Raw genomic sequence first — 18929 nt, 5'->3', positions numbered from 1 at the left:
ATGAACGGAAAGTAAATGAAGAAAAGTGCTCGTTAGTGTTTACGTCTGTTTTTCATATCCTCCGCCTGCCACCACTTGGTGGTCAGGAGAGACGACATGGCAAAGAACGAACAGACAAGTCCGAAGGCGGCAAAGGCCGCAAGTGCTGTTTTGCGTGACGGTCGAACCGGTAGCAAGTCCAAGACGGCAGCCGGCTCCGCCCTGAGTCAGGCACCCGACAAGGGCAAGAAGACCAAGAAGTAGTTTCATTGGCCGGTGCCACCCGGTGCCGGCCACTTCGGAATGCTTTGCTCAAGGATTGAAGATGACCGGCCATACTCCAATAGCGCATAGCCCGATCAGCTCAGCCGAGGCGGAGCTAGACGGTCACCAGTGGCCCTCCTCAGTCCGTTTCGTTCCATACTGGGGCGACCATTACTGGGACGGGATGGATGGCCGAAGGGTGCTCTTGTTGGGTGAGTCGCACTATCGTCTAGAGGGTTTGAGCGAATCCCTTGAAGTGACCCGTCCGTTCACTCAATACCATTTCCGTGAGATGGCCTCGGCGGTCCGGAGTGGCCGGGACGGCCCCTTCTTCAAAGCACTCGACCTGGTGCTAATCGGGCGGCAGGACTTCCAAGTTCAAGAGGCCGCAGAGGCCTGGAAGCGCGTTGCCTTCCTGAATCTATCCCAGGCGTTCGCAGGTTCTCAGGCAAATCACCGGCCAAGGAATCAGGCGCTGCGCGATGGCGGGGACGTATTGGTTCGAGACATTCTGCCGGCGCTGCGGCCAGATGTGGTGCTAGTGCTAGGTCGCACCGCATGGCGATTCTTTAGTCATGGTGAGCCGCAACCTTGCTTGGAGCCCTTCATTGCCCGACAGGTGAATCGAGGAGAGAGCAAGCGACGTTACATCGAATCCAGGGAAGTCTGGTCCCTGGACTACGAGGGAGGGTCAGCCCTGATGACGTGGGTCTATCATCCATCGTGGAACGTCGATACATGGAAGGACCGGGCGGGAGCGCTGCGTCACCTTATGGCGCTTGCGAAGCACAGCTGAGACTATCCAAGCACAGTGGCCGAAGGAAAAGATCCGATGAACGATGCAGTGGATTTGGCTAAAGTCGTTCGGAAGACGGCGAGCAGTGGAAAGCTCGACTATGTGCCCGTCGTCGTGCTCAACGAAACGTCCAGGACAAAGCTTCATGTCGTCGGCTGGCTGATTCCGCACAGTGACCATACCGGCTTCTCCATCAAGCTGGAGGGTTTCAAGAAAACGAAAGCTTCGCCTTGGGAGGAAGACAAGCCGAAGACTATCAGCCTGACTGAAATCTCAACGCTGAAGCTCTTTAAATACCTTCAGACCCATCTTCCGTTGACGCAGCAATCGGAAGCCGGTGAGTTCATCCTAATCAAGGTCGCAAACGGCGTAGCGGATCTGACCGGGCATGACCCCCAGTCCCTCGTCGGTGCGCTCACCAAAGTGCTTTCCCATTCGGATTTAGTCCAGCACCTGGCCAGCACTGAGCTCACTGAAGAGCTGACAAGTGCGCTTCGCGGGTCTATCCGTCTCAGCGAGATGCGCTCCGCAGTCGCCGAGCTGCGCTCCAGCCTAGGGCGTGGAGAGTCGGCTGAGCAGGTCTACCAGTCATGGTGCGAGAAGCACTGCTGGGCCTTCGGCAATGCCTACGTGGTCCGGGACGAGGTGCGTGCAATCACCACTGGGGACAACATCGATCTGATGTTGCCTAACGTCATTGCGGGGTATCGAGATATCGTTGAGCTGAAACGGCCCGACATGGAGGTGCTTCTCTATGACAAGGCCCACAAGAACCACTACTTTTCCGCCGAAGTATCGAAAGCCATCGGTCAGTGCCACCGATACCTCGACATGCTCCACGACTTCGCAGACAAGGGCTTGCTTGATCACAAGGAAGTGGTGGCTTACCACCCCCGGGCCACAATCGTCATTGGGCGCTCTCATGATTGGACAGAGGAGCAACAGCGCGCACTCCACGGTCTCAATCGGCGGATGAACGGTATCACCGTCATGACCTATGACCATCTACTGGCGCAAGGGGAGCGGTTGTTGGAAATGTTGTCCCCCGCAGCGGGTCCCGAGGCCGCGTCGGTCAACACCGTCGAACTTGACGACGACATTCCCTGGTAGCTCCTGCCAAGGTATAAAGAGATTTTCCAACCCCTCACAACGGAGGTTTAGATGAGCGTTTCAGTGCACAAGGATGCCCCGCACCTAAAGGTCTGCGAGGGGAGCCCGGAGTCGGGCACGACCCCATACATCGCGTTCGAGGAATACTTGACCATTCCAGGGCTTGAGGATGCAGATATTCGCTTGGAGTTCGATAGCAAGCCGAATTTGGAAGAGGTGGAAGACCTGTGTCGCAGGCTGAAGAGCGCCGGACTCGTCTTTGTGGTCCAGCGGAGAATCTAGGCTGCCCGGAGGGGAAGAACGGGATGTGGCTGCCCTGAACGCAGCCCGCCGTCCTCGTATCAAAGGGGGCGCTCTGCCACGGGCTTAGGGGAGAGAGTTGGATCATTTCGAGAACGTAGTGCTGGACTTCCTCCGGGCAGACCGGCGGTTGTTCCTCAATGCGCAGTGCTGCATCCAACTGAACCCTGGCAGCAATCCTGATACCAGTGGGCCTCACTGGTATTGCGACGCGGTGGCTGTGAGTGTTCGAGACCGAGCGGCTTACCTCTGCGAAATCTCATATGCGGTCCGCTTGCCTGCATTATTGAACCGCCTGAAGAGCTGGGACCAGCATTGGCTTGGATTGAAGGAGGCGTTAGCCAGGGACTGTGGTATCCCTCTCGACTGGACGCTTCAGCCATGGCTATTCGTTCCCAATGACCGCGTGGATCGCTTGCGTTTGGGTGCAAATGCGCTATCACTGATGCCAGAGCCGCGGATAACGGCCTTGGAGGAGGTCCTCCCTTGGCGCTACCGATCTTGGGACCGTGGAGACTATCTGGATTCTGGTCGTGACTGACTTCAATCTTAAAGCGCCTAGCTTTGCTTTGCTTTGCTCCAAGCTTCCATGGGCTGTTGGGAATGTGGCTTACCTACCCTAGTCACTGCCATCTGGGTCCCCCGTCTCACTGAGTTCGATGAGGAGGGCGAACTGGAGGTTGCCGATGCCGCCGTCCTGCAATATGTCGAGTCCTTGGACGCCGCTGTGGAGACGTTCGTAGACCAGGCCGCACCACTCCTGCGCATCGGACGGTCACAGACTGCCGGCGTCAACTATTGGGCCAACCATTGTTCTCACTGTGGTGTCCTCCAGGGAGATCACTTCGTGATGGGTGTCAATGGGCCGTTTTTTCTCCAGTCCCGAGATGATCTGGCTTCGTTGACAGTTCACCAATGTAGTAGCGTTCTCAGGGCGTCTGCCGGATATTCAGAGTCGGGCTGGATGACTTGGGTTGGCGAGTAGGTGTAGTGGCAGTAAGTGTTGAAGTCCATTTCGAGCATCTTTCTGCGTATCCATTTTCGTCAGGATCCGAGGATGCTGTTGGGGTTCGTCAGCGCGGGTCGATCCGCGCTCACAATCAAGGAAGGAGTCGATGGACTACGCTTATGTTGAAGGACAGTCCATAGGTCAGTAAGCAGCTCTCTGTGCCACCTCATGTCTCCACTTTGATGCCTGTCGAGTTCGGGGTGTCAAGGGTCCATCTGGAGCTGGGATCCTCACCTTTCTAGCTTGGACATTCGTCGTCTTGGGAGCGCATTCAGGGTATCTCTAAGGGCTTGACGAAACCAGAAGCTTGTCTAGCATGCCGTTTTTGTCGGAGACGCAAACGGTGATGGTCGAATCAGCTATCTGCAATGAAGAGCGCTTTTGGACGGAGGCCTTCAAGGTCGGGCTAGGGAAGTTCGACGTCACCACTGCGCTTGCGAAAGCAGAGGCGGCACTTCAGTTGCACAGGTTTATGTGGACCAAAGAGAAAGAGGGGATGCATATCTCCTTTGCCGCATCGAAGGCTGGTCACGAAGAGCACTGGAACACTGGCGGATTTGGAGCTGAAAATGCCGATGCTCTCCTGTTTCGCAGGGTGTCGGCTAGGGATGTATGGTCTGCTGCCTTCGCTAGGGAATGGGCTGAAAATTCATCGCTCGTGTCCGCAGCAACTCAGGCTGGCAGTGCTTTGGATGGCTATGCGAAAAAGACGGGGGTTGACGTTTCGAGTCTATATGCTGACGGCAATGCTGCCAGCAAAGCAAAATGGCGCTCTGTATGGGACCTCATGGACCATTGACGCCAAACGTCGACTTTGGCTGGGTCACAGAAAGCTGAGGATGCTGGCTGATTTCTGGCGTGAGGCCTGGGGTGGGCACCAAGGTATTGTCTCGGTAAGCGGCGATTACGTTCATCAACTCATTCGTGTGGGATATGTGCCTGACGAAGCCTTGGCTCCCGATAAGCATCAACTTAAGTTCTTCTCCTAAAGCGTCTCTGTCGCATCCGTCCGACTGCCTTTCGATGCATAGGAAGTTGACGTAGTTTTGGAGTTCGTCCATGTCAAGGCCCAACTCCATAAGGTCCGTCTTTTTAACGGATGTAGCGGCCGGATCCTTCTGGCAGAAGCGGGGTGTGTGGTGGAGGGAAAAAAGTTCTGCGAGAGTTAAAGGCCAGCGAGGAGCAAAAGACGATCCGTCTGTCAATCCAACCGTCAGTGAGCGTATAAGGGCAAACGCATACTGTGAGCTTGGCCTCCCTGAATAGCAGGAGCCCGGTCCTTTGTGGCTTGCTTTGGCAGGTATGGCTTCTAAGGAAGTCAGAAGATACGGCTGAAGGAAAAGCTGGTCGAAATGACTTTGAGCACTTTCGGTCTGCCCCCAATATGCAAAAAAGTGTCCTCGCGTGCTCTGGCTCAGGAGCTTCCTCGACGCGGCTGCACCATTGTTGACTTCGTCGCGTGCTGCCAGATCCATGAGCTTCTTGTAAGCACGCTTTTGCCCCTTGCTTCCCGTCCACTCGCTCTGACAAGCGGATTGATCCGACTTGATCTCTAACAGGGCGAATTTTTCGCCGACTTGATGAACGCCGTCGCCCATCTTGGATTCCGCATTCCCATCTAGGGAAATGTTCAGAGGGGGGATCTCCGCGCCCGGGTTAGCTTGAAGCCACTGCGCGTCGCGCAGCGCTAAGACTACACCCACTTCCCAGTGGTTCTTCATATTAGTAGTGCTCCATTGTGAAGAAGGCACCTTTCAGGTATCCCTTCGCTCTACGCGTGATGGGCGTTGACCTGGGTATTTGGGGGTAGGCAGTTGGCTGCCGCCCGCATACACCACTAGATCCGTCGCGGTGCAGGGGGGGGCTCCTCCTCGGAAGGCGAGATCTTGCTGTCATCTGTGCTTGCAGGATCGCCGTCTTCCCGGGACGATTCATTATTCAGTGCGTCTATAAGCACTTGTCTCTGCCGTTTCGCCGCGTCTTCGGCTTTTGCGTGCCTGCTAAGCGCTCCACAATCGTCTGAGAGTTGTTCGAGTTCAGCCTTCGTTGCCTCTGCGACGCCATCTTTGATTGTGATCTTGTTCACAGGATTTGGAATGTCGAGCGGCCTGACTGCCTCAGCAGCATCGAAAATGTCTTTCATTCCTGGCATCTTTCGCGCGTCCCCTTTCGCCGCAGCTGCTTGATCAAGTATGTCGATACTCTCCTGACGAGTTCTTTCACCAGCCTGTTTCCTATCCATACAGACATCCATGACGTTGCATTGGGAGTGTGTGAATTTACCTGAGAATCCGATTCTAATCACTGCCTTTTCAGATCTAGGAAGGGCAAGAGCGCACTTAGGCATCCTGGCGGATGCGCGCGCCAAGGGCTTCGCCCCTGGGACCCCAAGCCTCTGCGAGGCTTGCCAACGGCAAAAGCTGGTCCATAAAGAACCTGTTTTCACAGGAGTCTTTATGGCCATCTTCCACACATCAGTCAAAACCTTCAGCCGAGGCAAGGGCCAGTCCGCCGTCGCCGCAGCCGCCTACCGGGGCGGTCTACTGCTGTCCGATTTCGCGACCGGGCAACAGCACGACTACCGCCGTAGGAGCGGCGTTGTCGAAACCTTTTGCCTCGCGCCGCCAGATGCACCCGACTGGGCGCTGGTGCCCGGCGAGCTTTGGGCCGTGGCCGAAGCCGCCGAGCGCCGTAAGGACGCTACGGTGGCTCGCGAGTTCGAGCTGTCGTTGCCCCATGAGCTTTCGGACGAACAGCGCGCATACTTGGCGTTCTCCATTGCCGAGGCGTTGGTAGACCGCTACCAGTTCGCCATCCAAGCCAGCATTCACTCTCCTGGAACCCCGGACGGGCTCAACCATCACGTGCACCTGCTTGCCAGCACCAGGCGCATTGGTCCGGATGGGTTTGGACAGAAAACGCGCGAGCTCGATGGGGGCGTGTCGGGGAAAGTGCAGGTTCAATGGGTCCGGGAAATGGTCGCTGAAACGACCAACGCACATCTTGAAGCCGCTGGCCTGACGGTCACGATTGACCACCGCAGCTTGGCAGAGCAGGCTCGGGCGGCGTCGGACCGGGGAGACGAACTCCAGGCGGTGGCATTGTGTCGAGAGCCGACCAAGCACCTGGGCAAGGCGGCTGCCGCGCTGTCCCGAAAGGGCATGGACAGCCGGCTGGTAGCAGAGAATGACGCCATTGAGGCCGGCAACGCCGAACATCTGGATCATCTCACCATTCAAGCTGGGCGTGAGGGCAGGGCCGTGCCCATGCATCCGTCAGTCGGTCATGGCCAAGGTGGCCGGCCGTCCTCCATGCGGGGCTTGGCTCCTGGCTTGGAGATTCGAGGCGTGTCCGGAATGCGGCTGCCTCAGGTCTTGGGCCGCCAGCACGAAGCGAACGAAGATCAGCGGCCCATCAGCCTCGCCGAGCGCGTGGCTCAGGCCCTGCGAGACCTTCAGGACATCGCGCGCGCCAGGGCAGACCTGGCGACCCAGCGCATCCGTGCTGGTCTCGAATGGGCTCAAGCCGAACTTGGGCGGGCTGGGGAGACCGTCCCGTTACGGCAGTGGATCACCAAGGCGGTTCTCCAGGTCCGGGCACTGCGAGCAGCAATCCTGGGGCGTGCCTTGCGATTGGTGTCTCTGGGCAGGGCTGAACGCCTACATCACCTGGCTCAGCACGAATGGGAGCGCTTCAACACCGACTACCCCATGGGAACCAACGGCTACTCGCGCCCCGAATGGACGCAGCGCCGGGAGCGCCGCCTGTCTGCGCTGGAGCAACGGACCAAGGAGCTGGAGAAGGCGCGGTCGCGGGGCTCCGCCGAGGCATTGGCGGAGGTCGATGCGGATGTTTTTCGTAGAGCGACCGAACTGGAGGCCATGCCTTCGCCGTCACAGTTCGTCCTTGAGTGCCAGACCATGGCTCCGGTTGTCGCCGACTCCCCGGTGCCAGTTTTGAAGCCACGGCCGCCCACCCTCCATTGAACGAAAGAGCCCCGCAGATGCGGGGCTTTGCCTTTCAGTGAATCGTCGGTCCAGAAGGCTTTCGAGGAGCCGGCGCGGGAGCCAGCCCGCGTGCCTTGCGCCATTCGTCCGGCGAAATGAACGTTGGCGGCACCTGATCTCGGCTTACAGTCGCCGCCCGTGGGGCAGGTCGCGCCCCGGCGCTGGGCACATAGGCTTGCTGCGCTTGTCCGGCAGGTGATGCTGCGAACCGGCGCATCAGAGCGGCGGCTACATCCAGGGCGTGTTGAATATCGGCTTCGCGTTCGGCAACGTCTCTGGTCCCGCTTTGCGCCATGAGGGCGGGCAGAAGGCGGCTGGCGATGCGAAGTTCTACGTTGGCAGGCATTGGATCTCTGAAGCTCTCAGTATGAAGGGTCTTCACATCGAAGCACTTCGTTCCAGATTGGCAAGAGACGGAATCTGCGCTGGTTCACAAATATTGAAGTTGACTCACAATGCCTAGGGATGACAGAAGCCTGCCGGTAACAAAGTCATGCGGCTGTCGATTCGGGTTGTGGTGCCAGTCTGACTAGCCAATGCCCGCCGGGCGCTTGTGTGGCTGTCAGCAGGTCATATGTCTGGATCATGTCCAGGAGGCCGGAGTGGCCGTAGGCCTTCGGCGAGAAGGATGGGTCAGTCCGCTTCAGATAGTGGCCGAGTGTCCCTAGCACCACTTCCCCGTCCGTGGTCCCATCGGCTAGTAAGGCAACCGCGTCGACAAGGAAGCGAGGGCGGCGTTTGGGAATCGGCTTGGCCACTTCGGCTTTGCTGGGCGCGACTTTAGCAGTCGGAGCAGGCGACTCTTCGCAGGTCGCATTCGACTCCGTTGGTTGCCACTCAAAAAACTGGTCGCAGGCGTTACGCAACGCCTCTGGCGTCTTAGCTTCACCCACGATGCAAACCGTGGCTCCTCGTTCTCGAAGCTTACGACACAGGTAGGCGAAGTCAGAGTCACTGGTGACCAAACAGAAGGTGTCTGCGCGCTGGTCGAACATGGCTTCTAAGGCGTCCAGCGCCAACGCGATGTCCGCCGTGTTCTTGCCAGCGGCGTATTGGTATTGCAGGCATGGGGTAAACGCTTGCCGGACGAGTGTTTCCTGCCAACGCTTGGTCAGCGTGGAGTGGTTGCCGTAACCCCTCCGAACCACCACCCGGCCGAACTGCGCTCCCATCAGTAGGGCATGGTCAACGATCTCAGGGTTTACATTGTCGCAATCGACCAACACAGCCACTTTGCTATCGTGAGCGGCGGATCCGTTTGCCATTTTGTTGGTCCTTACGCTGCGATACGTGCATCAAGGCCTGCATGCTCCCTTAAGAGGTAGAGCAGGCCGCCTCCATCGATCAACTCGATGGGCTTATCCTTTGCGAACTCGAACGCCGCAGTGCCGTAGCCGCTGGTGCAAACTAGGATGCCTTTGCTGGCACCTTCGTTGAGCATGGTTCCGTAGAGGTCCCGAACCGCGCTGACGCCAACTGTGTCCTTATAGCGCTTAGCTTGAATGACGACCTTTCCACCAAGCACCGGCCGGGTGTCGAAGGCCACCGCATCCACGCCGCCGTCGCGGGAGCTGCGTGTCAGCTTTGTATCCAACCCCATTTGACTAAAGAGATTCGATACCAGCGCTTCGAACTCACCAGGGGTCAGCTCCAGCAGGTTGGGCCGCGACTCCAGGCCCGAGAGCACGTCTGTCTGGGCAATGAAGCGCTTATCGACCATGTTGAACTCAACAATCGGCTTGATGGCTTGTAGCTCATCCGGCCGGCTGGATACCTGAGCGCCCAAGTTTCGGAGGCATGGGATCTTTTCTACTCGGTCCAGCCGTAGTTGCAGGAAGGAGGCCTTGGTCGCGCGGACCGAGACCACAGGGACGCGGACCTCTTGCCCAGTGGTGGGGTCGTGTGCATCGACCACGCCATTGAAGGTCACCAACGCTAAGGCATCCGCTTGGTCGGCTTCAAACACCTCGTGCAGTGTGCGCAAGGTGATCGAGGCGATGATGTCCTGGTAGAGCGCTTTGATGTCGCTTGCCTTACGCGCCTTGGCTTCGATAGCATCCCGGGTCTTGACGTAGCGGTAGTCGGCCTCCGTGGGAACGACCGAAAGCTCTGGAAGGTCGTATTCGATGATCAGTTCCTTGGACGCGTCCGCATACGCGAGCTTGTATCGCTGGGGGAAGCCTTGGGTCGGGTATTCCGAGCGTGCCAAGACCATGTCGTTGTAGGCCACGATGGCATCAGGCTCATGGGCCAAGTAGGCGCGTTGGAACTCGTCAACTTCCCCGTTTCGGCGGGCCACGTCGGCCTCGTAGAGGGCGCGAGCAGCCTCGTGTTGAGCACGCAGGTCAGCCAGCTTCTGCTTCTTTAGCGTCTCTGCCCGTTGGAACTGGTCGAGGATTTGCTGGTGGGCCTGTTGCGCCGCCGCCAATGCAGCCGCGTGCTTCTTCCCGGCTCCCGGCCAAAAGCGGGCAAGGCCCGTCGGTGGGACGATCTCCGCAGCGGCTGGTGCGAAGCCGGGCACCAACTCCTTCGGCACCTCAAAGGCAGGGTGGGGGGCGGTGTGACGTAGGCTGTCAAAGCGGATGGTGTCGTTCACCGACAGGGTGTGCACCAGCAACCCCTCGAGCTCCTCCAGGCGGTCCTTCAACTCGGCGTTGAGATCGTCGACCTCGCCCTGTCGATCTTCTAGGTATCCCGCTTTGGCTTGGCGAGCGGCTTCACGTTCCGACAGCTCGTAGGCGCGAATCTCTCGCAACAGCTGTGCGGCCGCCATGCGCTCTTGGCGCTCCAACTGCCTCTGTTGAGTGGCTTGCATCCTCTGCTGGCGTTTGGTCTCCCGCTCTGCCGCTGCCGCTGCCCGGCCGGCTGCCCGCAAAAACCCTTCTAAGCCGCTTCGCCGTCCCATACATCCTCCTGATGTTGAAAAGCTAAAAAGACAAACCGCTTCACCCGCCGTCGCGGGGTGTTTAGCGCTTTAACCGGTCAGGAGACTCCTGAGGACCGGCAGAGTCAACCCATACGAAAGCACCGCCAGCCCCGGCGAGACGCCTTTAAGGCCTTCCAGCTTTTCCCGGACCGTGAAGGTCCTGCTGTAGGTCGCATGGTGCTCGTCGTCCAGCTCATGGCCCACCAGTTGGGCCCGGAGTTCGGACACTACGCCAGCGCCCTGAAGCTCTTGGATGAAGGTCTTGCGCAACGAATGGAAGCCCCTTTTGGCTTCCGGCCAGTTTGCCCCGACCTGTTCCAGGTGTCGGCCAAACGCCTTCGTGATCCAGTTGCCCGCACCGTTTTTGGCGTTCGCCTTGGCGGCGGGGAAGAGCCGTGGTGCCTTCTGCGCTCGAAGGGTGCCCACCCAGTCCAAGAAGCCTAGCTCAATGAGGTCGGGATGCACGGGGATGGTGCGCAGGCTCACCTCGGTTTTGACCTTCTGGTGCTCCCCCTCGTCAGAAATACGGATGCAGGGCAGTCCGTCCACCGTCAAGACATCCTCGACCAAGAGCTGACCGACCTCTGAGGCCCGGGCACCCGTGTAGAGGCCCAGCAACGAGGCCCAACGGGCGGACAGGGCCAGGTCTTGGAACGCGGCCGGTGCGAACAGCGCTTGGACCTGATGGCTGTCATAGGCTTTAAAGCCGAACCGCTTCCTAGCCCGCTTCTCGCGGGTAGAGTAGGTGACATGGCCTGCGGCCGGGTTGTCTCCCTTCGGGTAGTGGCCCGAGGCCATGGCCCACTCGAAGAACCCGCCCTTGCCGCCAATGTAGGACTGTTTGTTGGTCAAGGTGGGGGTGGCTGCGCCCCCGTCCCTCATGTGCTGATACCAGCGGGCCAGGTCCGACCTAGTCAGCGAGTGCAGCTTGGCTTTGTCGCACAGGAAGGACACCAGCGCCTCGATGGCGGTCTTTTTGATGGTGAAGGTCTTGGGCAGGCAGCCGGGCTGGATGCTGGCCAGCCAAGCGTCGCGGGCCTTGCCCAGGGTGATGGTCTCCACGGCAGGCTTGGTTACCCGACGGGCCACGGGCATGGGCGGCACGCCCTGACGGATTAACTCGCTCAGTTCACTGGGCTGAGACGCAGAGAGCTCCATCATCTGCTGATAGAGCCTGACATCGTCTGGCGTATCGAGTTGCCAGTGCTCGGTCACCGTCCCGTCTGCTGCCTTGGTCCGGTTCAAAATCAACTGCTGTAGCGAGTCGCCGCCGGTCATGCGCCTGAGCAGCGCGTCGATGTCCCCTTCCTTGATTCCCATGCGTTGCTCCCTCAACACGTCGAAGGCCTGAGCATAGCGCGCCGCCAGTTGCAGGGCGCGCAGCTGGGCCACGGCCAGCTCGGACGTGCGCAGGGTGCGCTTGAAGACGCGTCGGCCAATGAAGGCCTGGAGATCGGCGGGGACCCGTTGCCGGAAGGACCAGAGCCCAGAAGGGGATCGAACAAGATGGTGTGGGATGCGCATCGAGAGATGTGTCCCGATTTGTGTCCCGCCGAAGGTCACCCCAGAAAAGCAAAACCCCCTGAAAAATCAGGGGGTTCGCAAATCTGGCGGAGAGAGGGGGATTCGAACCCCCGAAGCGCGGTTTAGACGCTTACACACTTTCCAGGCGTGCTCCTTCAACCACTCGGACACCTCTCCGGACCTGCGGCAAACCCGCTGCAGGGGCGCAGATTCTAGCCGGGGAATGCGTCGGGCACAAGCGTCTTCACGCAGGGCGGGGAGGGCTGGACAGGCATGGCACAATGGACGTCCCGATGAAGACGGTGGCCTGATGTCCTATCTCGTCCTTGCCCGCAAGTGGCGTCCGAAGCGTTTTGCCGAGCTGGTGGGCCAGGAACACGTGGTCCGTGCGCTCAGCAATGCGCTGGACAGCGGCCGGGTGCACCATGCGTTCCTGTTTACCGGTACCCGCGGGGTCGGCAAGACCACCATCGCGCGTATCTTCGCCAAGTCGCTGAACTGCGAACAGGGCACCAGCGCTGACCCCTGCGGCCAGTGCCCGGCCTGCCTGGACATCGATTCCGGCCGCTACATCGACCTGCTGGAAATCGACGCCGCGTCCAATACCGGTGTCGACGATGTCCGCGAGGTCATCGAAAACGCCCAGTACATGCCCTCGCGCGGCAAGTTCAAGGTCTACCTGATCGACGAAGTGCACATGCTGTCCAAGGCGGCCTTCAATGCGCTGCTGAAGACGCTGGAAGAGCCGCCTGAACACGTTAAGTTCCTGCTGGCCACCACCGATCCGCAGAAGCTGCCGGTGACGGTGCTGTCGCGCTGCCTGCAGTTCAACCTGAAGCGGCTGGACGAAGAGCAGATCCAGGGTCAGATGACCCGCATTCTGGCCGCCGAAGAGATCGAAGCCGACCCCAGCGCCATTGTGCAGCTGGCCAAGGCCGCCGACGGCAGCCTGCGTGACGGCCTTTCCTTGCTGGATCAGGCCATTGCCTACGCCGGCGGCGCGCTGCGCGACGATGTGGTGCGCACCATGCTGGGCACCGTCGACCGTACCCAGGTCGCGGCCATGCTGGACGCGCTGGCCGAAGGCGACGGCGCACGCCTGCTGCAGGTAGTGGCCGCGCTGGCCGAATTCTCGCCGGACTGGAGCGGGGTGCTGGAAGCGCTGGCCGAAGGCCTGCACCGCATCCAGGTGCAGCAGCTGGTGCCGGGTGCGGAGGCCGATGGCGAAGGTATCGATGCGGTGGGCTTTGCCCAGCGCCTGCGCCCGGAAGTGGTGCAGCTCTGGTATCAGATGGCCCTGAGCGGCCGCCGTGACCTGTATCTGGCCCCCAGCCCGCGCGCGGGCTTTGAGATGGCGGTGCTGCGCATGCTGGCGTTCCGCCCGGCGGCTGCGGTACCGCCCGTTCCCCGTGATGCCGGCAACGACACGGAGGTGGTTCCGGGCCCGGGAAACGTAGCTAGCGGCGGCATTGCCGCCGCGCCGGTCGCTGCACCTGTGGCAGCACCGGTTGCCGCGCCTGCACCTGTGGCTGCCCCCGTGGCACCGAACGTTACCGAGCCGCCGAAAGCGCCGGAACCGCCGGTCCAGACCGCGCCGAAACCGTCATTACCGCCTGAGCCGACTCCCGCCAACGACCCGCCGCCGTGGGTGCAGGGCGGGGCAGAGGACCGCGACGAGGCCCTGGCCGCCGAAATGGCCGGTCCCGATGCGGCGATGGTGCCGCCGTGGGAAGAGCCCGTGCGTCCGGCCGCGCCGCCCGCGCGCCCGCAAGGCATCACCATCGCGCCGGCACCGCAGTCCGACGCACCGGTTGTCGCGGCTGAACCGGCACCCGGCGTCCCGCCCGGCGAAGGCGTGGCCCTGGATTCGGCCGACACCTGGCTGCAGCTGGTGGCGCAGAGCGAGCTCAACGGGCCGTCACGGCAGCTGGCCGCGCATGCGGCCTTCATCAGTTTTCAACGCCGTGTCTTGAAACTGGCGGTATCGCCCGGATTTGAGTACCTGTGTTCAGACCGCTCGCTGGCGGCCCTGACCGACGCACTGTCCGGCCCGCTGGGGCTCGCCCCGCGGATCGTGATCGAGCACGGCGAGGCTGAAGCCGAAACGCTGCACCAGCGTTCGGACCGTCAGCGCGGCGAACGTCAGCAGGCGGCCGAAACCGCCTTCATGGCCGACCCCAACGTGCAGGTGCTCATCCAACAGCACGGCGCACGGGTAGTGGCCGATTCCATCCGTCCCATTGAAGAGTAAAGAATCATGCGCGGCAACATCGCCCAACTGATGCAACAGGCCCAGAAGATGCAGGAAAACCTGCAGAAGGCCCAGGAAGATCTGGCCAAGCTGGAAGTCACCGGCAGCGCCGGCGGCGGCATGGTCAACGTCACCCTCACCGGTGCCAAGGAGTGCCGCAAGGTGCGCATCGACCCGTCCATCCTCAGCGACGCGGAAATGCTGGAAGACCTGGTCGCGGCCGCCTTCAACGACGCCTCCAACAAGATCGACGCCGAATCCAAGACCCGCATGGGCTCGGCCACGGCCGGCATGCAGCTGCCCCCGGGCATGAAGCTGCCGTTCTAACCGTGAGTCTGCCCCTGCTCGAACAGCTGATCGACGCTTTCCGCATCCTGCCGGGCGTCGGCCAGAAGACCGCCCAGCGCATGGCCTACCACGTGCTGGAGCGCGAGCGCGAAGGGGCGCAGAAGCTGGCCGAGGTGCTGGCCAAGGCGATTGAACGCATTGGCCACTGCACGCAATGCCGCGACTTCAGCGAAACCGAGGTGTGCGCGGTCTGCGCCAACAGCAGCCGCGAACGCGCGCAGCTGTGCGTGGTGGAATCGCCAGCCGACCGGCTGGCAATTGAAAGCGCCACCGGTTTCCGTGGCGTTTACTACGTGCTGCAGGGACGGCTTTCGCCGCTGGATGGCATCGGCCCACGCGAGCTGGGGCTGGATGCGCTGGGCACCCGCATGCAGCAGGGCGAAGTGCAGGAGCTGATCATTGCCACCAGCGCCACCGTGGAAGGTGAGGCCACCGCGCACTATCTGGCGCAATTGGCCCGTGCACACAACGTGCGGCCCAGTCGTCTGGCCCAAGGCCTGCCGTTGGGCGGCGAGCTGGAGTACGTTGATCGCGGCACGCTCTCGCATGCATTCGGTACCCGTACCGAAGCAACCTGACTCCCCATTGGTGACCCATGACCGAAACGCTGTTCTCCAAGATCATCCGCCGCGAAATTCCGGCCACCGTCGTCTACGAGGACGATGAAGTGCTGGGCTTCAAGGACATCGCGCCGCAGGCTCCGGTGCATGTGCTGTTCATTCCCAAGAACCACATCATTCCAACCCTGGATGACCTGACCGCCGACCAGGCGCATCTGATCGGCAAGCTGGCCCTGGCCGCCGCCGAGTACGCACGTCGGGAAGGTTTTGCGCAGGATGGCTATCGCATCGTCATGAACTGTCGCGAAGACGCCGGGCAGACCGTATTCCACATCCACATGCACCTGTTGGCGGGTGCACCGTTGGGACATTTCGGTTCACCCGGGAAATGACCCAAAAAAAACCGCCCCGAAGGGCGGTTTTTTCATTCACGCGAGGCCGTTACCACCAGCCCCAACCGCGGTAGCCCCAGCCCGGACCCCAGCCCGGGCCCCACGGCCCGTACGGGTACACCGGCACCACGTCCACCTGGCGCTGTTCCGGCCACAGGTAGATCACATCGGCTTCCAGCTTCGGCAGCTTGTAGTCGTAGTCGCCGATGCGGGTGTTCTCATAGCCGGCGATCTTGCCGATGAAGGTCACATCACGGCCGGCTTCGAACACGGCCGGGTCGTAGAAGCCGGCGCGGCAGGCGACGAAGCGGCCATCGCTGGCGTCGTTGCTGGTGGTGTTCGGGCGGCCGGTGCCATTGAGCGGGCGCGACAGCAGCTGGAAGCAGGTCTGGCCCTGTCCCGGCGTGGTTTCAATGATGCGGCCGCCCCAACGCACCGGCGTGCCGACCTGCTGGGTGGCAACCGAATCGCGCGGACTCACCACGCTGAAGGTGCCCTGCAGCGGTTTCGGCGCGGTGGCGCAGGCCGACAGCGCCAGCGCGGCGGCAAGGGGAAGCAGAAGCTTGGTGTTCATGAGGATGCTCCGGTGGACGGACGATGCCGCTGCAGGTCACGCACAAGTGATGGGTCGAGCGTTGTGCCAGCGTAGCGCGCCTGAACGAAACGCTGGCTGAGTGAAAGCAGCGCCGGGTCGGGACGCTGGTGGTGGACGCGCTGCGCCCAGTCCGTGGCGGTTTCGGCCGGTTCCCGGGCCAGGCCATGCCGCGCGTAACGCCGGCCCATCCGGTGCCAGGCCCGCAGCAGCGGATCGCGTTCGCGTTCGCCCCGGGCCAGCACCCACGCCATCCAGCCTAGCGCAGCGCCTGCGAAGGCAATGAAAATGGCCGCCAGCTGCGCCGGTTCCAGCCGGTCGATGCCGAGTGGGCGCAGCAGCTGTTGCTGGCGGCTGGCGTCGAAGCTGAGCACCAGGTCGTTCCAGCCGCGACGCAGGTAGTCGGTCATCTGCCCCAGCTGGGCCCAGCGCCCCTCCAGGGTCACGTCGGCGTCGCCGGCGTTCAAGCGGTCTTCAATGGTGTCGTAGATGCGTTCCGGGGCCACCGCTGCGGTGGGGTCCACGCGCACCCAGCCGCGTTGCGGCAGCCACACTTCCGCCCAGGCATGGGCATCCATGCGGCGCACGACCCAGTAGTTGCCGTAGGGATTGCGCTGACCGCCGGCAAACCCGGTGACCACCCGCGCGGGGATGCCAGCGCTGCGCATCAGCACCACGAACGAGGAGCTGAAGTGCTGGCAGAAGCCCGCCTGCTGGTCGAACAGGAAGTCGTCCACCGCATTGCGGCCCGGGGGCAGCGTTTCCAGCGTATAGACAAACCGGGAGCGCACCCATTCCAGGGTGCGGTTGACGATCGCCATGTCGTTGCTGCCCGCCTCACGCCGCCATTGCCGCCCCAGTGCGGCGGTGCGCGGATTGAGGCCGGGCGGCAGCGCCAGCAGCTGCCGACGTTGCCACTCACTCAGCGGCTGCACATAGCGTTCGGCCGGCGAGGACTGCAGGTGCCAGCGCGTCAGCGCGGCCAGCGGAGCGTTGCTGCGCAGGCTGTAGTTGGCATCCAGCCGGGTGCCGTCCGGAGCCTGCAACGGCAGGTCCAGCGCCACCAGCTGGCGGCGGTCGGTGGGTTCGTAGTCAATGCGGTAGTCCCAGCGCGGGGCGCGGCGGGTGACCGGCGGCGGCTCGGCGTATTCGGCCTGGCGGTCCTGTTCCCACACCTTGCCATCGAACCGAACCAGTACCGGGCCGCGCCAGTAGCGCTGCTCGGGGGCCGGTACCGCGCCGTTGAAGGTCACGCGCATGGCAGGTGCATCGTCGGCCATCAGATCCAGCCATTCGCTCGGCTCCATCTTGTCCGACAGCCCGGGTTTGCCTACCGCGCGGTCGGGCAGGCCCCACAGCGGCTCGCTCAGGCGCGGGAACAACCAGAACGCGATCAACGCCAATGGCAGTCCCAGTGCCACCAGCCGCCCTACGCCGCGCAGCTGCCCGCCCAGCGCCGGGCTGGGCGCTTCGCCTTCGGCCTGGGCCAGGCGCTGCAGCGTGATCAGCGCGCTCAATGCGGCCAGCACGGCCAGCACCATGGTGGTCGGGCCCTGGTCCAGCAGGAAGGCCGAGAACGGCGCGAACAGCGCAAACCCAAGCAGGCTGCGCGCGTCGCGCAGGGTGCGCAGTTCGCTGGACTTCAGCGCCAGCATCGCCGCCAGTAGTGCACAACCGGTATCACGGCCCGGGCGCGCCCCCATCTGCCAGTAGATGGCGGCCAGCATGCCCAGCACCAGCAGCAGGCGCACCGGCCCGGGCAGCACGCGTTGGCCGGCCAGCAATGCGGTGATCAGGGCCGCCGCGGCGAACACGCCGCCTAGAAGCGGCGGCAGCAACAGCAGCAGCGGCAGCAGCGAAAGCGCTGCGCTGAGCAGGGTCCAGCGTCGTGCGTCGGCACTCAGAATTTGGGCGGTGCGCTCAGTCATGGGGCATCAGCGCCAGTGCGCGTTGGCAGAGGTGATGGTGGCTGTTGCCCTGGCCCGGACCCAGCACCGGCTGGCCGGGCAGCTTCAAGGTGTAGCGGCGGCCCTCGCGCTCGGCCAGGTCCACCCAGCGCGCCAGCCGCGCAATGCGGGTTTCGGTGGGCAGTGACTTCAGCTGCCACCAGTCCAGCAGCACATCCACGCCCACCGGCTTTTCGTACTCGCGCACCAGCAGCGTGTCGCGGCGCGCCGAGTGCTTCCAGGCAATGCTGCGCTGAGGGTCGCCGGCACGGTAAGGGCGCAGCTGGTGCAGCTCCTCGCCGCTGGGATGCACGCGGGTGTGCAGCGGATCGCCTGCACCATCGGGCAGGGCAGGGGCGTGCAGCTCGGGCGTGGCGTACACCAGCAACGGCGTATCCGGCCACACCCAGGCCCATGCGCGGACCAGCCCCAGCGGCTGCGTGGTGGAGATGCGGATGCGTTCCAGATCCAGCCAACCACGTTGCTGGGTGGGCAGGTCCAGATCCACTTCGACCTGGTCGCTGTCGACCAGGTGGCCATGCGCCCGCGCCTCGGCATGCTGCAGCAGCAGCCCGCGGCGCGGCCGCGTGTCGTTGCGCGAAAGACTCACGCGCAGGCGCAGCGGTGTGCCGGCGATCACCGGTTCGGCGGAAATGGCGTCAATGCGCAACCCGGAAAGCTGCAGGTGCGCGGCAAAGGTGCTGGCCACCGCCACCGTGGCCAGCAGCAGGGCCAGCAGCAGGGCCGGGTTGTTGTTGTAGTTCAGCGCGCCCAGCAGCATGGCCACCAGCAGCACCGTAACGAACAGCCCGAAGCGCGTGGGCAGCACATAGATGCGGCGGCGGTGCAGCCGCTGCGGCAGGGTTTCCTGCCGCCGTGGCCGTGCCATTTTCTGGATGATGCGGTCTCCCCAGCCGCGCAGCAT

At 62.2% G+C, this 18929-nt stretch carries 18 protein-coding genes and 1 tRNA gene; 10 read left to right on the top strand and 9 right to left on the bottom strand.

Going from position 1 to position 18929, the window contains the following annotated elements; genetic code table 11:
* The first annotated feature begins 96 nt into the window (after window positions 1–96).
* The 5 genes from RT551_RS09640 to RT551_RS09620 all read left to right on the top strand — a co-directional run bounded on the left by RT551_RS09640 (window position 97) and on the right by RT551_RS09620 (window position 4257).
* Window positions 97–243, top strand: a complete 147-nt coding sequence (locus RT551_RS09640; RefSeq protein WP_164125315.1) for a hypothetical protein — start codon at window positions 97–99, stop codon at window positions 241–243.
* A 61-nt stretch (window positions 244–304) separates the two neighbouring features.
* Window positions 305–1039 (top strand): hypothetical protein, encoded by a 735-nt coding sequence (locus tag RT551_RS09635; RefSeq protein ID WP_164125323.1) that lies wholly within the window; start codon window positions 305–307, stop codon window positions 1037–1039.
* A 36-nt stretch (window positions 1040–1075) separates the two neighbouring features.
* Window positions 1076–2149, top strand: coding sequence for a Shedu anti-phage system protein SduA domain-containing protein (locus tag RT551_RS09630; protein WP_164125322.1), 1074 nt, complete (start codon window positions 1076–1078; stop codon window positions 2147–2149).
* Between the two features lie 51 nt (window positions 2150–2200).
* On the top strand, window positions 2201–2431 hold the full coding sequence (locus RT551_RS09625) for a hypothetical protein (protein ID WP_197586017.1): 231 nt from the start codon (window positions 2201–2203) through the stop codon (window positions 2429–2431).
* 1343 nt (window positions 2432–3774) lie between these two features.
* On the top strand, window positions 3775–4257 hold the full coding sequence (locus RT551_RS09620; protein WP_139042412.1) for a hypothetical protein: 483 nt from the start codon (window positions 3775–3777) through the stop codon (window positions 4255–4257).
* Here the strand turns inward: RT551_RS09620 and RT551_RS09615 are convergent.
* On the bottom strand, window positions 4244–5179 hold the full coding sequence (locus RT551_RS09615) for a hypothetical protein (RefSeq protein WP_164125321.1): 936 nt from the start codon (window positions 5177–5179) through the stop codon (window positions 4244–4246). The two genes, RT551_RS09620 and RT551_RS09615, sit on opposite strands and share 14 nt — an antisense overlap.
* 116 nt (window positions 5180–5295) lie before the next feature.
* Window positions 5296–5700, bottom strand: a complete 405-nt coding sequence (locus RT551_RS09610; protein WP_164125320.1) for a hypothetical protein — start codon at window positions 5698–5700, stop codon at window positions 5296–5298.
* 214 nt (window positions 5701–5914) lie between these two features.
* Between RT551_RS09610 and RT551_RS09605 the strand changes: the two genes are divergently transcribed.
* Window positions 5915–7444, top strand: a complete 1530-nt coding sequence (locus RT551_RS09605) for a MobA/MobL family protein (RefSeq protein WP_313457971.1) — start codon at window positions 5915–5917, stop codon at window positions 7442–7444.
* Between the two features lie 512 nt (window positions 7445–7956).
* On the opposite strand, the gene RT551_RS09600 is transcribed toward RT551_RS09605, so the two are convergent.
* The 4 genes from RT551_RS09600 to RT551_RS09585 all read right to left on the bottom strand — a co-directional run bounded on the left by RT551_RS09600 (window position 7957) and on the right by RT551_RS09585 (window position 12092).
* The gene (locus RT551_RS09600; protein WP_049450268.1) at window positions 7957–8730 is read right to left on the bottom strand and encodes an NYN domain-containing protein; all 774 of its coding nucleotides are present in this window, start codon (window positions 8728–8730) and stop codon (window positions 7957–7959) included.
* 11 nt (window positions 8731–8741) lie between these two features.
* A complete protein-coding gene (locus RT551_RS09595; protein ID WP_197586019.1) occupies window positions 8742–10238 on the bottom strand; it encodes a restriction endonuclease in 1497 nt (498 codons plus the stop codon).
* 201 nt (window positions 10239–10439) lie between these two features.
* On the bottom strand, window positions 10440–11915 hold the full coding sequence (locus RT551_RS09590; RefSeq protein WP_164125317.1) for a site-specific integrase: 1476 nt from the start codon (window positions 11913–11915) through the stop codon (window positions 10440–10442).
* An 84-nt stretch (window positions 11916–11999) separates the two neighbouring features.
* Window positions 12000–12092, bottom strand: a tRNA-Ser gene (locus tag RT551_RS09585).
* Window positions 12093–12225: 133 nt separating this feature from the next.
* Between RT551_RS09585 and dnaX the strand changes: the two genes are divergently transcribed.
* The 4 genes from dnaX to RT551_RS09565 are packed head-to-tail and all read left to right on the top strand — an operon-like array spanning window position 12226 to window position 15466.
* Window positions 12226–14166: a DNA polymerase III subunit gamma/tau gene (dnaX, locus tag RT551_RS09580; RefSeq protein ID WP_313457963.1), complete on the top strand. Its 1941-nt coding sequence runs from the start codon at window positions 12226–12228 to the stop codon at window positions 14164–14166.
* 6 nt (window positions 14167–14172) lie between these two features.
* On the top strand, window positions 14173–14493 hold the full coding sequence (locus tag RT551_RS09575; RefSeq protein ID WP_282297310.1) for a YbaB/EbfC family nucleoid-associated protein: 321 nt from the start codon (window positions 14173–14175) through the stop codon (window positions 14491–14493).
* A 2-nt stretch (window positions 14494–14495) separates the two neighbouring features.
* Entirely contained in the window at window positions 14496–15092 is a 597-nt protein-coding gene (recR, locus tag RT551_RS09570) for a recombination mediator RecR (protein WP_313457960.1), read from the top strand.
* A gap of 17 nt (window positions 15093–15109) precedes the next feature.
* The gene (locus RT551_RS09565; RefSeq protein WP_313457957.1) at window positions 15110–15466 is read left to right on the top strand and encodes a histidine triad nucleotide-binding protein; all 357 of its coding nucleotides are present in this window, start codon (window positions 15110–15112) and stop codon (window positions 15464–15466) included.
* A gap of 49 nt (window positions 15467–15515) precedes the next feature.
* On the opposite strand, the gene RT551_RS09560 is transcribed toward RT551_RS09565, so the two are convergent.
* The 3 genes from RT551_RS09560 to RT551_RS09550 are packed head-to-tail and all read right to left on the bottom strand — an operon-like array spanning window position 15516 to window position 18929.
* Window positions 15516–16040 (bottom strand): Slp family lipoprotein, encoded by a 525-nt coding sequence (locus RT551_RS09560; RefSeq protein WP_313457955.1) that lies wholly within the window; start codon window positions 16038–16040, stop codon window positions 15516–15518.
* Entirely contained in the window at window positions 16037–17986 is a 1950-nt protein-coding gene (locus RT551_RS09555) for a DUF3488 and transglutaminase-like domain-containing protein (protein WP_313457952.1), read from the bottom strand. Before RT551_RS09555 ends, RT551_RS09560 begins: the two co-directional genes overlap by 4 nt.
* On the bottom strand, window positions 17979–18929 hold the full coding sequence (locus RT551_RS09550; RefSeq protein ID WP_313457949.1) for a DUF58 domain-containing protein: 951 nt from the start codon (window positions 18927–18929) through the stop codon (window positions 17979–17981). The genes RT551_RS09555 and RT551_RS09550 overlap by 8 nt, the downstream gene beginning before the upstream one ends.

It is taken from the genome of Stenotrophomonas sp. (assembly GCF_032103445.1).
GTDB lineage: Bacteria > Pseudomonadota > Gammaproteobacteria > Xanthomonadales > Xanthomonadaceae > Stenotrophomonas.
The sequence above is the reverse complement of the archived record's forward strand: the minus strand, read 5'-3'. Positions and strand labels throughout refer to the sequence as shown.

Excerpts from the sequence above, each read along its gene's own strand:
- RT551_RS09640 (WP_164125315.1), top strand. The coding sequence starts at position 97 with ATGGCAAAGAACGAACAGACAAGTCCGAAGGCGGCAAAGGCCGCAAGT.
- RT551_RS09635 (WP_164125323.1), top strand. The coding sequence starts at position 305 with ATGACCGGCCATACTCCAATAGCGCATAGCCCGATCAGCTCAGCCGAG.
- RT551_RS09630 (WP_164125322.1), top strand. The coding sequence starts at position 1,076 with ATGAACGATGCAGTGGATTTGGCTAAAGTCGTTCGGAAGACGGCGAGC.
- RT551_RS09625 (WP_197586017.1), top strand. The coding sequence starts at position 2,201 with ATGAGCGTTTCAGTGCACAAGGATGCCCCGCACCTAAAGGTCTGCGAG.
- RT551_RS09620 (WP_139042412.1), top strand. The coding sequence starts at position 3,775 with ATGCCGTTTTTGTCGGAGACGCAAACGGTGATGGTCGAATCAGCTATC.
- RT551_RS09615 (WP_164125321.1), bottom strand. The coding sequence starts at position 5,179 with ATGAAGAACCACTGGGAAGTGGGTGTAGTCTTAGCGCTGCGCGACGCG.
- RT551_RS09610 (WP_164125320.1), bottom strand. The coding sequence starts at position 5,700 with ATGGATAGGAAACAGGCTGGTGAAAGAACTCGTCAGGAGAGTATCGAC.
- RT551_RS09605 (WP_313457971.1), top strand. The coding sequence starts at position 5,915 with ATGGCCATCTTCCACACATCAGTCAAAACCTTCAGCCGAGGCAAGGGC.
- RT551_RS09600 (WP_049450268.1), bottom strand. The coding sequence starts at position 8,730 with ATGGCAAACGGATCCGCCGCTCACGATAGCAAAGTGGCTGTGTTGGTC.
- RT551_RS09595 (WP_197586019.1), bottom strand. The coding sequence starts at position 10,238 with ATGGCGGCCGCACAGCTGTTGCGAGAGATTCGCGCCTACGAGCTGTCG.
- RT551_RS09590 (WP_164125317.1), bottom strand. The coding sequence starts at position 11,915 with ATGCGCATCCCACACCATCTTGTTCGATCCCCTTCTGGGCTCTGGTCC.
- dnaX (WP_313457963.1), top strand. The coding sequence starts at position 12,226 with ATGTCCTATCTCGTCCTTGCCCGCAAGTGGCGTCCGAAGCGTTTTGCC.
- RT551_RS09575 (WP_282297310.1), top strand. The coding sequence starts at position 14,173 with ATGCGCGGCAACATCGCCCAACTGATGCAACAGGCCCAGAAGATGCAG.
- RT551_RS09565 (WP_313457957.1), top strand. The coding sequence starts at position 15,110 with ATGACCGAAACGCTGTTCTCCAAGATCATCCGCCGCGAAATTCCGGCC.
- RT551_RS09560 (WP_313457955.1), bottom strand. The coding sequence starts at position 16,040 with ATGAACACCAAGCTTCTGCTTCCCCTTGCCGCCGCGCTGGCGCTGTCG.
- RT551_RS09555 (WP_313457952.1), bottom strand. The coding sequence starts at position 17,986 with ATGACTGAGCGCACCGCCCAAATTCTGAGTGCCGACGCACGACGCTGG.
- RT551_RS09550 (WP_313457949.1), bottom strand. The coding sequence starts at position 18,929 with ATGCTGCGCGGCTGGGGAGACCGCATCATCCAGAAAATGGCACGGCCA.